At 65.2% G+C, this 13,903-nt stretch carries 13 protein-coding genes and 1 tRNA gene; 5 read left to right on the top strand and 9 right to left on the bottom strand.

Annotation, left to right across the window (positions count from 1 at the left end; genetic code table 11):
• Positions 1 to 81 precede the first annotated feature (81 nt).
• On the top strand, positions 82 to 585 hold the full coding sequence (locus AT700_RS20770; protein ID WP_004353266.1) for an LIC_12616 family protein: 504 nt from the start codon (positions 82 to 84) through the stop codon (positions 583 to 585).
• 52 nt (positions 586 to 637) lie between these two features.
• Entirely contained in the window at positions 638 to 1,123 is a 486-nt protein-coding gene (locus tag AT700_RS20765; RefSeq protein WP_004353269.1) for a hypothetical protein, read from the top strand.
• 45 nt (positions 1,124 to 1,168) lie between these two features.
• Here AT700_RS20765 and AT700_RS20760 read toward each other — a convergent pair whose 3' ends face one another.
• The gene (locus AT700_RS20760) at positions 1,169 to 1,684 is read right to left on the bottom strand and encodes a DUF4124 domain-containing protein (RefSeq protein WP_003111747.1); all 516 of its coding nucleotides are present in this window, start codon (positions 1,682 to 1,684) and stop codon (positions 1,169 to 1,171) included.
• Between the two features lie 326 nt (positions 1,685 to 2,010).
• Here AT700_RS20760 and mgtE point away from each other — a divergent pair, with 326 nt between their 5' ends.
• Positions 2,011 to 3,459 carry a magnesium transporter gene (gene mgtE, locus AT700_RS20755; protein ID WP_003085996.1) on the top strand — a complete coding sequence of 483 codons (1,449 nt, stop codon included), beginning with the start codon at positions 2,011 to 2,013 and terminating at the stop codon, positions 3,457 to 3,459.
• Between the two features lie 49 nt (positions 3,460 to 3,508).
• On the opposite strand, the gene AT700_RS20750 is transcribed toward mgtE, so the two are convergent.
• The 3 genes from AT700_RS20750 to rimO are packed head-to-tail and all read right to left on the bottom strand — an operon-like array spanning position 3,509 to position 5,738.
• Entirely contained in the window at positions 3,509 to 3,901 is a 393-nt protein-coding gene (locus AT700_RS20750) for a hypothetical protein (protein ID WP_003085997.1), read from the bottom strand.
• Complete coding sequence (locus tag AT700_RS20745) at positions 3,894 to 4,355, bottom strand: DUF1456 family protein (protein ID WP_003104756.1); 462 nt, start codon at positions 4,353 to 4,355, stop codon at positions 3,894 to 3,896. Before AT700_RS20745 ends, AT700_RS20750 begins: the two co-directional genes overlap by 8 nt.
• Before the next feature lie 60 nt (positions 4,356 to 4,415).
• Positions 4,416 to 5,738, bottom strand: coding sequence for a 30S ribosomal protein S12 methylthiotransferase RimO (rimO, locus tag AT700_RS20740; protein ID WP_003086001.1), 1,323 nt, complete (start codon positions 5,736 to 5,738; stop codon positions 4,416 to 4,418).
• A gap of 246 nt (positions 5,739 to 5,984) precedes the next feature.
• Between rimO and AT700_RS20735 the strand changes: the two genes are divergently transcribed.
• Positions 5,985 to 7,889, top strand: a complete 1,905-nt coding sequence (locus tag AT700_RS20735) for a potassium transporter Kup (RefSeq protein ID WP_003104754.1) — start codon at positions 5,985 to 5,987, stop codon at positions 7,887 to 7,889.
• Between the two features lie 54 nt (positions 7,890 to 7,943).
• Here the strand turns inward: AT700_RS20735 and AT700_RS20730 are convergent, their stop codons facing one another.
• From AT700_RS20730 to mprF, 3 genes are all read right to left on the bottom strand, one after another.
• Positions 7,944 to 8,492, bottom strand: coding sequence for a cytochrome b (locus tag AT700_RS20730; RefSeq protein ID WP_003086007.1), 549 nt, complete (start codon positions 8,490 to 8,492; stop codon positions 7,944 to 7,946).
• Positions 8,493 to 8,652: 160 nt separating this feature from the next.
• On the bottom strand, positions 8,653 to 9,936 hold the full coding sequence (locus AT700_RS20725) for a virulence factor family protein (protein WP_048521379.1): 1,284 nt from the start codon (positions 9,934 to 9,936) through the stop codon (positions 8,653 to 8,655).
• 1 nt (position 9,937) lies between these two features.
• A complete protein-coding gene (mprF, locus tag AT700_RS20720; RefSeq protein WP_016263810.1) occupies positions 9,938 to 12,583 on the bottom strand; it encodes a bifunctional lysylphosphatidylglycerol flippase/synthetase MprF in 2,646 nt (881 codons plus the stop codon).
• A gap of 248 nt (positions 12,584 to 12,831) precedes the next feature.
• Between mprF and AT700_RS20715 the strand changes: the two genes are divergently transcribed.
• On the top strand, positions 12,832 to 13,191 hold the full coding sequence (locus tag AT700_RS20715) for a hypothetical protein (protein ID WP_003104747.1): 360 nt from the start codon (positions 12,832 to 12,834) through the stop codon (positions 13,189 to 13,191).
• A gap of 14 nt (positions 13,192 to 13,205) precedes the next feature.
• Here the strand turns inward: AT700_RS20715 and AT700_RS20710 are convergent, their stop codons facing one another.
• Complete coding sequence (locus AT700_RS20710; protein WP_003086015.1) at positions 13,206 to 13,520, bottom strand: hypothetical protein; 315 nt, start codon at positions 13,518 to 13,520, stop codon at positions 13,206 to 13,208.
• 178 nt (positions 13,521 to 13,698) lie between these two features.
• A tRNA-Met gene (locus AT700_RS20705) sits at positions 13,699 to 13,775 on the bottom strand.
• Positions 13,776 to 13,903: the final 128 nt, after the last annotated feature.

Here is a 13,903-nt window from a genome sequence, read left to right as displayed (position 1 = left end):
TTCGCTCCGGCCTGGCCGGCGGTTGTATCCGCCGCGTCGGTGCCTGTCCGTCATCCATCCATCCTGAAAAAGGAGTTCGCCATGTCCAGTGCAACCGTGCGCCTGGATCACGCCGCCCTGCGCGAAACGTTGCGGCAGTTGTTCGGCCTGCCCGCCGGCAGCGTCATCGATGCCGATCAACTGCTGGCCCCGCCGGCCATCCCCTTCATGACCTTGCGCCTGGAGTCCTCGAGCCTGCTTGGCAAGGTGCGGCGGGAGTTTTCCGCCAGTGGCGAGCAGGAGTCCCTGCTGGCCAGTTGCGAGAGCATCTTTCGCCTGACCTGGCATGGTCCCGGGGCGCACCAGTACCTGCAGGATGCCTGCTGCCTGCTGCAGTCAGGCAATGCCGGCGAGCGCCTGCGCGTGCTGAAGGCCAGCCTGCTGCGCCTGACGCCCATCGAAAACCTGTCCGTCGTGCAGGATGGCCAGGCGCTGGGACAGGCTCGTTTCGACCTTGTTCTCGCTCACGAACACGTACTGCTCGTCGACCTCGAGCGCACCGCTTCCGGGCAGGCCTCCGGGGGGACGGGTGGAACGGCTTACTAGAGGTCGTTGCGATGCATCGTAGCGATGCCATCCATACATAGAGGAGAGATCCATGGTCATGTTGATCAGTCGTCGCGTCGGCATCGTTCGCCTGGATGCGGTGATTTCCGAAAACCTCGCGCAGGCTGCCGGGAGTGTCGTCGAGACGGGGCAAGAGGCTGCCGTCAGCGCGCGCGGCGACAAGCTCATCACCATCGTCGGCAGCATTGTCGACCATGCGCCCGCTGACGAGCCGTTGCCCTCCTTGCTGCCGATGGAGGGAGGCAGCCGCGCGTTGAACGAGTACCGTGTGCGCAAGGGCATCGCTGCCTTGACTTCACTGCAAGGCGCTTCCGAAACGGTGGACGTGCAAACGGGATTCCACCTGTATCGCGGTCTGTTCATCACGCGCGTTGTTGCCCGGCGAACCGCAGAAAGAGGATTGAGCCTGACCATAACCGCCAGCCAGAGGCGTGCGCGGCGGGTAGGCGGTAGGCTGCTGAAGACTGTCGTCCGTCTTTTCCATGCGGGCAGGGCGACACCCTGCCCGGCACGCTAAAGGCGATGCCGGTCCTGCTTTCATCGGTATGAGGTCGGCCCGGCCTTAGCTCCCGGGATCGACTCGCTCCACCCGGTACCTTCCCTTTCCCTTCACGCATCCCTCCTGATCGAAGCTCACGCTTCTCGCTCCCCGTCGCTTGTCGGCCTTGTACTGATAACGCACCTCCGCATTGTTCCCGCTGACCCGGTCCGGCTTGCCCAGCGCCCGCTCCACATCGGAGCGGGTCATTCCCGCCATGATCCGCTGCTCCACGATCGCCTTGCGGCGTTCCTTCTCGTCCAGGCGTCTTCCGCAGCGATCTTCTCTTTCTCCGATCACCGCGAGCGGCACGTTTTTCCGGCCGATGGACGCCTTTTTCGTCTTCGTCTCGGCCATCGGTGTGACGCTCCTGCCTCCCGGCGGCGGGTTGTCCGCCACGACGGTCTCGCCGGCCTGCCCGGCGGGGCAACCGAGTTGGGTGAAGCTGACATGGCCGCTGGCGTCTTCGCAGCGGAATACCGCAGCGGCCTCGCAGGTGGACGCCAGCGAGAGGAGGAGAAGGAGGGACAGGGAACGCATGGCCGGCACTCCGGGTCGGATAAGGGTGAGTGCAGGCTAACGCGTTGCCTTTTTCCGCGGGGCCGAGTGTCCTGAGTGAAATTTCCGGCGTCGCAGTCAGGCGTCGAGTGACGATGAACTTTGTGCCGCAAGCGCTTGTTCTTGCCGCCATTTTGTAACGCGCAAAACGCAAGCGGAGTGTTATCATTATCCGTATCTGCCCCGAGAGGGCCCTTGGAACACCCCCATGGACTTACCCAGTAGAAACTCGAACAGTTTCCCGTTTGACCAATCACGTTTCTGATTGACCCCTTTGGCGTGCTCCGCTACTGGGGGTGGAGCGCGCTATGACCGAAGTAGAAGCCAAGAAGCCGCAGGAAAGCCTGCAGGACCGCCTAGCGCAGGTGGTCGAGCTGCTGCATCGCCACAAGGTGGTGGAAGACCTGACCCATCGTCAGGAAGGCCAGCACCATGACCGGGTGGAAAACCTCGTCCACCGGCAGAATCTCGTAGAACTCCAGCGCAAGCTGGAGGAACTGCACCCCGCCGACATCGCCCACATCCTCGAATCGCTGCCGCTGGACGACCGCCTGACGGTCTGGCAACTGGTCAAGTCCGAGGACGACGGCGACATCCTCCTCGAAGTCTCCGACGCGGTCCGGGAAACCCTGATCGCGGACATGGACGACCACGAGATCATCGCCGCGACCAAGGACCTGGACGCCGACGAACTCGCCGACCTGGCACCGGAACTGCCGCGCGACGTGGTCCATGAACTGATGGAAAGCCTCGACGCGCAGCAGCGCGAGCGAGTGCGTTCGGCGCTGTCCTACGAGGAGGACCAGGTCGGCGCGCTGATGGACTTCGAGATGGTCACCATCCGCGAGGACGTCAGCCTGGAAGTGGTGCTACGCTACCTGCGCCGCCTGAAGGAACTGCCCGGGCATACCGACAAACTGTTCGTGGTCGACTACGACGGCGTGCTCAAGGGCGTGCTGCCGATCAAGCGCCTGCTGGTCAACGATCCGGACAAGCAAGTGCTGGAAGTCATGGCCACCGACCCGGTGACCTTCCACCCGGACGAGGACGGCTACGACGCCGCCCAGGCATTCGAGCGTTACGACCTGATTTCCGCGCCGGTGGTGGACAAGGGCGGCAAGCTGATCGGTCGTCTGACCATCGACGAGATGGTCGACCTGATCCGTGAGGAAAGCGAAAGTGAAGTCCTCAACATGGCCGGTCTGCGTGAAGAAGAAGACATCTTCGCCTCGGTCTGGAAGTCGGTGCGCAACCGCTGGGCCTGGCTGGCCACCAACCTGATCACCGCCTTCGTCGCCTCGCGGGTGATCGGTCTGTTCGAAGGCTCCATCGAGAAACTGGTGGCGCTGGCCGCGCTGATGCCGATCGTTGCCGGCATCGGTGGCAATTCCGGCAACCAGACCATCACCATGATCGTCCGCGCCATCGCGCTCGACCAGGTACAGCCGACCAGCAACAGTCGCAACCGCCTGCTGCGCAAGGAGCTTGGCGTCGCGCTGGTCAACGGCCTGGCGTGGGGCGGAGTGATCGGCGTGGTGGCCTTCTATCTTTACGGCAACTGGGAACTGGGCGTGGTGATGACCGCCGCGATGACCCTGAACCTGCTGCTGGCGGCGATGATGGGAGTGCTGATCCCGATGACCCTGCATCGTTTCGGACGCGATCCGGCGATGGGCTCCAGCGTGATGATCACTGCGATGACCGACAGCGGCGGTTTCTTCATCTTCCTCGGCCTGGCGACGATCTTCCTGATGTAGCCGGAGCGCCACGCGAGAAGCCGCCCACGGGCGGCTTTTTTCATGGCGGTCAGATCAGCGGGGAAACCTTCGGTGGCGACCAGGACAGCACGCTCAGGCAGCGATCGCCGCCATTGACGAAATACTCGTCGACGGCCTTGGTCTCGCGGGCGACGAAGCCCTCGCGACGGCATTCCTGGTCCAGCCAGCCGCCTTGCTCGACCCGGTACAGCCAACCCTCGGATGCCGCACAGGCTGGCCAGAATTCCAGCAGGTCGGCAGCGTCGAGCTGGCGCAGGCCTTCGACTTCGACGAACTCGACGCGCCAGGTGCGCTGGTTGGCGAGGTCGCGGACGAGGATGGTCAGGCCGGCGCGATCCTGGCGGCACTCCAGGAACCAGGGGTCGACGCAGGGCGGCGCCTGGAGCAGAACCGCCAGCAGCGGCTCCGCGCGTTCAGCCACGGACGCGCAGGGTCAGGCCCTTGAGGAAGTTGCGCAGCAACTGGTCGCCGCAGGTCCGGTAGTTGCTGTGGCCGGGCTTGCGAAACAGGGCGCTCAGCTCGGGTTTGGAGACCGGGAAGTCGACGCTGTCGAGGATGGCATGGAGGTCTTCCTCCTTGAGTTCGAAGGCGACCCGCAGCTTCTTCAGGATCATGTTGTTGCTCAACGGCAGCTCCAGCGGCGGTAGCGGACGCGACTCGTCGCGACCGCGGCGCTGGATGATCAGTCCGTCCAGGCAGCGCGCCAGGTAGCGGTCGGGGCAGGCCTGGAAGCCGTCTTCGTCTTCCTTCTTCAGGTAAGCCTCGAGCAGGTCCGCTTCGACTTGCTCGCCGAACGGGGCGGCCAGTTCGGCCAGATGTGCATCGGGAAGATCCAGCAGGTAGCGCAGGCTGCGTAGTACGTCGTTGTTGAGCATCGTGCTCTCCGGAACGGTTGGCGATGAAAAGCCCCGCGGGGCGGGGCTCTTCAGGGAGGCTCAGACCAGCTCGGCCCAGAGGTCGTACTCGTCGGCATCGGTGATGCGCACGCGGACCTTGTCGCCCGGCTTCAGCTCGTCGCTGTCGACGAACACGTTGCCGTCGATTTCCGGAGCGTCGGCCCAGGAGCGGCCGACCGCGCCCTGTTCGTCGACTTCGTCGATCAGCACTTCGATTTCCTTGCCCACCTTGAGCTGCAGGCGAGCGGCGGAAATCGCCTGCTGGTGGGCCATGAAGCGTTCCCAGCGGTCCTGCTTGACCTCGTCCGGCACCGGCTCCAGGCCCAGCTCGTTGGCCGGAGCGCCTTCGACGGGGGAGTACTGGAAGCAGCCGACGCGGTCGAGCTGGGCTTCCGTCAGCCAGTCGAGCAGGTACTGGAAGTCTTCTTCGGTTTCGCCCGGGAAGCCGACGATGAAGGTCGAGCGGATGGTCAGTTCCGGGCAGATCTCGCGCCACTGCTTGATCCGGGCCAGGGTCTTGTCCTCGAAGGCCGGGCGCTTCATGGCCTTGAGCACCTTCGGGCTGGCGTGCTGGAAGGGGATGTCGAGGTACGGCAGGAGCTTGCCGGCGGCCATCAGCGGGATCACGTCGTCGACGTTGGGGTACGGGTAGACGTAGTGCAGGCGAACCCACACGCCCATGCTGCTCAGCGCCTCGCAGAGTTCCTTCATGCGGGTCTTGACCGGCTGGCCGTTCCAGAAGTCGGTCTTGTACTTCAGGTCCACGCCGTAGGCGCTGGTGTCCTGGGAAATCACCAGGAGTTCCTTGACCCCGGCCTTGACCAGGCGCTCGGCCTCGCTCAGCACGTCGCCGACCGGCCGGCTGACCAGCTTGCCGCGCATGGACGGGATGATGCAGAAGCTGCAACTGTGGTTGCAGCCTTCGGAAATCTTCAGGTAGGCGTAGTGGCGCGGGGTCAGCTTGACGCCTTGCGGCGGGACCAGGTCGACCAGCGGGTTGTGTTCGGTCTTCGGCGGCACCACTTCGTGCACCGCGGTAACCACCTGCTCGTACTGTTGCGGGCCGGTGACCGCCAGCACGCTTGGATGCACGTCGCGGATCGCGTGCTCTTCCACGCCCATGCAGCCGGTGACGATGACCTTGCCGTTCTCGGCGATGGCTTCGCCGATCACTTCCAGGGACTCGGCCTTGGCGCTGTCGATGAAACCGCAGGTGTTGACCACCACGACGTCGGCGTCTTCGTAGGTCGGAACGACCTCATAGCCTTCCATGCGCAGCTGGGTGAGGATGCGCTCGGAGTCGACCAGCGCCTTGGGGCATCCAAGACTGACGAAGCCGACTTTGGGAGTGGGGGTGGACATGGCTAACCTCGGTAGGCGGGCGCGCTTGCTGGCGCCTCTGATCAAAAAGTGCGCAATTCTAGCGGCAGCGCCGCGGCTTTTCCAGTCTCCCGTGCAGCTCTTTTCCGGCCCTGGAAAAACTCACCGCGGGCGCTCGGCAATCGGCTCCCCGGCCTTCTATAGTCATAGCAGTCCGTGGCCTCGGCGCTTGCATCGCGGACGGCATGGGCGCAGCATTTGCCGAATTTTTCCGGGGGAAAGCGTTTCATGAGTGATGCAGCGACGCGTGCCGAGGAGACGTCGGAGGGGCATTCCAGCTCTGCCATCGGCCTGATGGTCGGGGCGGTTGGAGTCTGCTATGGGGATATCGGCACCAGTCCCTTGTATACCCTGAAAGAGGTCTTCATCGGCGGCTACGGGGTGCAGGCCAACCACGATGGCGTCCTTGGCGTGCTGTCGCTGATCTTCTGGTCGCTGGTCTGGGTCGTTTCCATCAAGTACGTGATCTTCGTCCTGCGTGCCGACAACCAGGGCGAGGGCGGGGTGATGGCGCTGTCGGCCCTGGCGCGCCGGGCGGCGGCGCCGTTCGGCAGGCTGCAGACTTTCGTGGTGGTTGCCGGCCTGATCGGCGCGGCGCTGTTCTACGGCGACAGCATGATCACCCCGGCGATCTCGGTACTGTCGGCGGTAGAAGGGCTGGAGATCGCCTTCGACGGCCTGGAGCACTGGACGGTACCGCTGGCGCTTATCGTGCTGATCGGCCTGTTCCTGATCCAGAAGCACGGCACCGCGCGGATCGGCATCCTGTTCGGCCCGGTCATGGTGCTCTGGTTCGGCGCCCTGGCGGCGCTGGGCGTCTACGGGGTGATCCAGCAGCCGGAAGTGCTGCAGGCGATGAACCCTGTATGGGCCGTGCGTTTCTTCAGCTCGCATCCCGGCATCGGTGTCGCCATCCTCGGCGCCACCGTACTGGCGCTGACCGGCGCCGAGGCGCTGTACGCCGACATGGGCCACTTCGGTCGCAAGCCGATCGCCCGTGCCTGGTTCCTGCTGGTGCTGCCGGCGCTGGTGCTGAACTACTTCGGCCAGGGCGCGACCATCCTTTCCAACGCCGAGGCGGCGCGCAACCCCTTCTACCTGCTGGCGCCGGGCTGGGCGCTGCTGCCGATGGTGGCGCTGTCCACCCTGGCCACGGTGATCGCCTCCCAGGCGGTGATCTCCGGCGCCTTCTCCCTGACCCGCCAGGCGATCCAGCTCGGCTACGTGCCGCGGATGACCATCCAGCACACTTCCAGCCACGAGCAGGGGCAGATCTACATCGGCGGGGTGAATTGGGCGCTGATGGTCGGCGTGGTCCTGCTGGTGCTCGGCTTCGAGTCCTCGGCGTCGCTGGCGGCTGCCTACGGCGTGGCGGTGACCGGAACCATGCTGATCACCACCCTGCTGATGGGCGTGGTGATCTGGCGCCTGTGGAAATGGCCGCTGTGGCTGGGCGTCCCGTTCTTCTGCGTGATGCTCGCGGTGGACAGCCTGTTCTTCGCCGCCAACCTGCCCAAGGTGATCCAGGGCGGCGCCTTCCCGGTCATCGCGGGTATCGTCATCTTCATCCTGATGTCCACCTGGAAGCGTGGCCGCCAACTGCTGGTGGAGCGTCTCGACGAGGGCTCGCTGCCGCTCTCGGTGTTCATTTCCAGCATGCGCGTGCAGCCGCCGCACCGGGTCCAGGGGACCGCGGTGTTCCTTACCGCGCGTACCGACGCGGTGCCTCACGCGCTGCTGCACAACCTGTTGCACAACCAGGTGCTGCACGAGCAGGTGGTGCTGCTCACCGTGGTCAACGAAGACAGCCCACGGGTTTCGCCGGATCGCCGTTTCGAGGTCGAGGCCTATGGCGACGGATTCTTTCGGGTGATCCTGCACTTCGGCTTCATGGAAGAGCCAGACATCCCGGCTGCCTTGCGCCTGTGCCATCTCAACGAACTGGACTTCAGCCCGATGCGCACCACCTACTTCCTCAGCCGGGAGACGGTGATTCCATCCAAGCGCATCGGCATGGCGCGCTGGCGCGAGGGGTTGTTCGCCTTCCTGCTGAAGAACGCCAACGGCAACCTGCGCTATTTCAACCTGCCGCTCAACCGGGTGATCGAGTTGGGAACCCAGGTCGAGATCTGATCCGCTCCGCTGCAAAAAAGCGCGCCCGATTGGGCGCGTTTTTTTGCGCGTTTCTCAGCGCCGTTGCGGCAGCATCCGTACCAGGGTGTTGTCGCGGCTGACGAAGTGATGGAAGAGCGCCGCGGCGGCGTGCAGGCCGATCAGGAAATAACCGGCGTTGCCGATGGTTTCGTGCCATTCCTTGATTTGCCCGGCGAGGTCGGGGTTCTTGTCGACCAGCGGCGGTAGCTCCAGGCCGAAGAACGGTATCGGCTTGCCGGCGGCGCTGAGGATCAGCCAGCCGGCGAAGGGCAGGCCGATCATCATCAGGTAGAGGGCGTAGTGCATCAGCCTGGCCAGCGTCGCCTGCCAGGCGGGGATGGCGGGCTCTATGCGCGGGGTAGGGCTGGCCAGGCGCACCAGCAGGCGCAACCAGACCAGCAGGAAAACGCTCAGGCCAAGCATGAAGTGCCATTGCTTGAGCAGTTCGCGGGTTTCGCTGCCCTTGGGGAAATTGCCCTTCAGTTCGATACAGGCGTAGACCCCGGCGATCAGCAGCAGGGTCAGCCAGTGCAGGGCAATGGTCAGGCTCCCATAACGGGATTCGGTGTTTTTCCAGCTCATCACGGTTCCTTCTCTTCGGCTCTCGGGAGCCCGCTCTGCGGCGGGTCGGCCGGTATTCTCGGCGGCTCCGCTGAAGCCAGCCTGAATGCCCCCGGCAGGCTCAGTCTAGCTGGCGCCGACCGGGGACAAGAAGGGCGGAGCGGGGAGAGCTTGATCGCGATCAGGCGTCGGGAGCGTTCTCGCGGTCGCGGATGGCCTGGAGCATCTTCTTCGCCAGGGACAGGTAGTCCTCGTCGAAGTGGTGGCCGCCCGGCAGTTCGAGCTTCTCGCCGACGGCCTGGGATTGGGTACAGCCGCTTTCGTCCTTTTCTTCGGCGCCATAGATGCAGAACACCTTGGCTGCCGGCAATCTGGCCATTTCCGGGCCGGTGGCGGCTTCCTCGCCGGCCTTGCCCAGCCAGCCTTCCACTTCGATCTCGAAGCTGCCGGTCCGCGCCAGCGCCAGCAGCAGCATGGCTTTCACTTGCTGCTGGTCCTTTCCGGGCAGGCGGTTGTAGATCGCCGGCAGGATGTCGGCGCCGAACGAGTAGCCGGCCAGGACGAAACGTTTCGCGCCCCACTTCTCGCGGTAGTGTTGCATCAGCTTGGAGAGGTCGGCGGCGCTCTGTTCCGGGCTCTTGTGTTGCCAGTAGTAGCGCAGGGTGTCGATGCCGACCACCGGGTAGCCCATGCTGGCCATATGCTCGGCAGAGTCCTTGTCCAGGTCGCGCCAGCCGCCGTCGCCGGAATAGAACAGGGTGACGATGTCCGAGGGTTTCGCCGCGGGGACCTCGAGTACCGGCAGGGCCTCGGCGTTGCCTTGCAGTTGCAGGCGCAACTGATGGGCGAGCACGTCGGACAGCGGGGTGTCGTAGTCGCTGATGCTGGTTTCCGCGCTCGACTGCTTGCGGACGAAGACTGCGGTGTCGTCGTCCGGGTTGTCGTTCCAGGCCAGCAGCCACTGGCCGTGCGACGCCTGGTGCGGCAGCGGGGCGTCGCAGTCGCGCTCGGCCAGGGCAATGTCGAAGCCGACCGAGAGCGCCTTGGCCTTGTCGTCGTCCTGGCTGGCGAGCCAGCGCCAGGCGGTGGTCGAGCCCGGGCCGATGCCGGCGACCAGGTTCGGCTTGCCGCCGAGGTGGGCAATGACCGCTTCGAGCCGGGACTGCTGCACCCTGCAATCGCCGTTTTCCGGGGGGAAGTACTGGATCACCCGGGCGGCGCTGTCGTGAGCCAGGTTCAGCATCTGGGCGTCGTTCAGTTGCTGTTCGGGGGCGGCGATCACCACCACCCGCGAGCGCGGCTTCTCGCCGGGTTCGGCAAGGGTGGCGTGGCCGCCGTCGTCGAGGTCCAGGGCTTCCAGTTTCGCCTGGGCCGCCGGTCGGCTCCAGAGCAGCAGGGCGGCACCGACGATCAGCACCAGGGCGGCGACCAGAAAACGGCGCCAGTGACGTTTCACGACAGACATATCAGCGTTTCACCAATCCAGTCAGGCCGCCGGCGATCAGCGCGGCGGTATCGGCCAGGGCCACCAGCGGGTCGAGCCCGGCTGGCACGGCCAGGTAGCGGGGTTCCCAGTCGGGCTGGAACTTGTCCTTGAAGCGTCGCAGCCCCTGGAAATTGTAGAACTGTTCGCCCCGCCGGAAGACCAGCGCGCCCAGGCGCTGGGTCAACGGCGCGCCGCGCCTTGGCTGGAGCCCGGCCAGCGGCACCATGCCGAGGCTGAAGCGCGCGTGGCCCTTGGCCTTGTAGTGGAGGATGAGGCCGAGCATGAGGAACTCCATGGTCAGCTTCGGCGCGTCCGGGTGCACGCGCATCAGGTCGAGGCTCGCCAGTTCGCGGCTGTCGGTTTCCAGCAGGTTGGCGAAGGCCACCGGCTTGCCCTGGTGGCGGACGATGGCGATGCGGAAGAAGTTCAGGTACGCCGGGGTGAAGCGGCCCAGGGAGAAGCCTTTCTCGCGCACCTGCTTGCCGCCCAGCCAGGCGTCCGATATCGCCTTCAGCTCGTCCAGCGGAGCCTGGCCCGGTTCATGGAACTCCAGGGCCAGGCCGTCGCGCTGGCCGCGGTTCCAGGTGTAGCGCAGGTCTTTCATTTCCTTGCCCTTGTTCTCCAGGTCGAAGCGCAGCAGGTCGACTCGCGCTTCTTCGCCGAGCTTGAGGGCGGTCAGGCCAATGTCCATGTAGAACGGCAGGTTCTCGGCACGCACCTGGTAGAACACCGGGCGGGCATGGTGCAGGTCGCAGAGGTCGCGGAATTGCCAGATCAGTTCGGCGCGCTGCATGGCCGGGCCGATCGGGTCGTACAGGGCTATCATGCTGCGACCGCGGCGGGCGTACATGAGGAAAGCGTCGTCGCTCTCATGGAAGAGCAGGGCCTTGTCGCCGGTCAGGGCCAGGCCGCCATCCGGCTGGTCCGAGTGGCGGATGATCCGCGCCGCGCGCTGCAGCTCTTCCGCGTTCGGCTCGCGGATCGCCGGCGGTGCCGCGCGCAGCAGCCAGCCAAGGGCCAGGGCCAGGAGCAGCAGGCAACTGCCGAGGGCGGCGCGCAGGGCGCGCGGGGCGTCGGCGTCCAGGGCGAACTGCCACCAGAGCTGGTTGCTGTAATGCACGTCCTGGTTGGCGAACAGCAGCAGCCAGACCGAGGCGCCGACCACGCAGATGCTGGCGCCTACGTAAAGCGGCGAGAAGGGTACTTCCATCAGCCGGCTGGGACGGTAGAAGGAGCGGCGGAACATGGCGAGCAGCGCGGCGGTCAGGCTCAGCAGGCTGGCTTCTTCCCAGTCGAAGCCTTTCAGCAGCGAAAGCAGGGCGCCCACCAGCAACAGCACCAGGGTCAGGGCCCAGGCGGCCGACAGCCGTCGGCGCAAACCCTGCGCGAGCAGGAGGCAGAGCACGCCGATCAGGCTGGCGACCAGGTGCGAGGCATCGATCAGGCGATGTGGAATGAGGAAACCGAGGTGTTCCAGGCGGGTGTCGATCGCCGGTGTGGCGCCGGAAAACAGCAGCACGACACCGGAGAGGAAGACCAGGATCGCCAGGATCGGTGCGGCGAAACCCGAGGCGACGCGGATCGCCTGGCGCGTCACCCACAACCGGCGCGCTTCGAGGAACAGCAACAAAAGGCAGGCCAGCAGCAGTGGCAGTACCACATAAATCAAGCGGTACAAGAGCAGGGCCGCGGCCAGCGGCGCGGCGCCCAGTTGGCCGGCGAACGCGGCCAGCAGCACCGCCTCGAACACCCCGACTCCGCCCGGTACGTGGCTGAGCACGCCGGCGGCCAGGGCGAGCAGGTAGACCAGCAGGAACGCCGCGAAGGGTGGGGTTTCCGGCAGCAACAGATAAAGGACGGTAGCGGCGGCGGCGACGTCGAGGGCGGTGATCAGCAGTTGCAGCAGCGATAGGCGCAGGCCTGGCAGGCGCAGGCTGCGGCGGCCGAGGCGGACCAGCAGGCTGTCGGGGGACGGCCGTTCTCCCGGCAGACGGTGCCGGGCCAGGAACGCCACCAGGCCGACAGCCAGCGACAGGACGGCGATCGCGATGACGGCGACCAGGGCGCGGGGCAGGTGCAGCGCCGACGCCGCATCGTCGAGGTCGCAGAGTGCGGCGAGTGCCGCCAGCACCGGCAGTGCGCAGCCCAGGGAAAGGCTGGCAAATAGCGTCATCCGGGCTATTTCGGCAGCGCCGATGCCATGCCGGGAATACAGTCGGTAGCGTACGGAGCCGCCGGAAAGCAGCGACAGGCCTACCGCATTGCCGATGGCGAAGGCGCTGAAGCCGCCGGTGGCCAGGCTGCGCATGGGCAGCGTGACGCCAGCGAAGCGGCTGGCCGACCACTCGTAGCCGAGCAGGATGACGAAGCCGAGGGCGGTCGCGCTCAGGGCGCCGAGCAGCGCCGGCCTGGGCACGTCGGCGATGGCATCGTGGAGGGCGCCGGGATCGATCTCCCGTAGCAGGTGGTAGCAGGCCACCAGCGCCAGGCCGAACAGCAGCAAGGTGAAGACCAGGCCGATGGGCTGGCGGTAGGCGGTAATCCGATCGATCAGCCGGATGCGTTGTGGGGACGCGGGAGAGCTGGGTGGAGCGGGATGTTCTGGAACGGGAGCGTCGGTGCGCATCAGCCACCTCATGGGAATTTGCGCGACAGAGTATGGCCTCTCGGGCGAGTTCCCAAGTGGTCGCAGCAGATTTTTTCTGTGCGGGGCGGCGTCCTGTCACAGGGAGAAGACCGCCGGGTTTTGCAGGAGTTGCGTCGGCGAAGTGGCCGAAGGCCATTTGCTGGTATTCGTTCAGCGATGGTTCAGCTTGCCGTGGGCATAGTGGCGGCTTGCACTGTCCGACCATTTCCGAGGGGGGAAGGGTGACGATGATCCAGGCGGGCATTCATGTCGGCGCCGGAGTCGTGCTGGGCGTGGCCGCTGGATGGTGGCTGGGGGATTGGGAACAGTCGTTGCAGGTCAAGGACTCGGTGGCGCGGGTCGATTGCCTGTTGTACGGCGCCCTGCTGGTGGTATTGCTCCGCCACGACGGTTGGTTGCGCCGCCTGGGCCTGCTGGGCCTGGGGCTGTTCTGCGGTTCCCTGCTGGTCTATTCGGTGAATCCGGCAAGCCTGTTCGCTGCGAAAGAGTCCTGGAGCCTTGCGCGGATCTCCATGCGGGCCTTCGGTCCGCTGGTGATGCTGGTCGTGGGGATGGCCTGCGCGCGCCTGGCACACGAGTTGCGCTGACGCAGGCATTGCGCTCACGCCGGAGTCAGGTGACGCGATTCCTCGCGGTATTCCTTCAACCAGCGCAGCACTTCCACGGCCTCCCAGCGAGAGGGGTCGTACAACGCATAGATCTCGCCCTGGTAGCCGACCACATCGAGCGGCCGGTGGAAGCCGGCGCGCTGGAACAGCGCCTCGATCTCGGCGAAGCAGGTGTTGAAGTGCACGCGGGTGAACGGCGTCTTGCCGTCGGTGACCAGGCCGTCCATCTGCAGTTCGTCCACTGCCTGGCGGATGTCGTCGAGTTCCATCCGGTTCACGCTGCGCTTCAATTGTTCGACGTTCAGCATCTGTCTGTCCTTTCCGTATCCGTTACCGAGCATTCATCGAAGGCTGAGCTGGCTGTACGAATATACAGTTAAATGTGCGATGATGCGAGCGAACGGAGGGCGAGGCGATGCAGTAGAACAGGAGGGGCGGAATGCAAAAAGCCCCGGCGCTATCGCTAGTGCCGGGGCTTTTCGAATGTGGTTGCGGGAGCTGGATTTGAACCAACGACCTTCGGGTTATGAGCCCGACGAGCTACCAGACTGCTCCATCCCGCGTCTGTGTGGGCGCATTCTACGGACTCTCGTCGGGCTGTCAATCGATTTTTCGAAAAAAGTGTTTTTTCTTCAAATGCTTAGCGCTTGCCCAATGTTAGAATTCAGCGCTCCGGGGCAGGCCCGGCGGG

Source organism: Pseudomonas aeruginosa, from assembly GCF_001457615.1.
Lineage (GTDB): Bacteria > Pseudomonadota > Gammaproteobacteria > Pseudomonadales > Pseudomonadaceae > Pseudomonas > Pseudomonas aeruginosa.
Note: the sequence above shows the minus strand (reverse complement) of the source record. Positions and strands in the feature narration are given on the sequence as shown.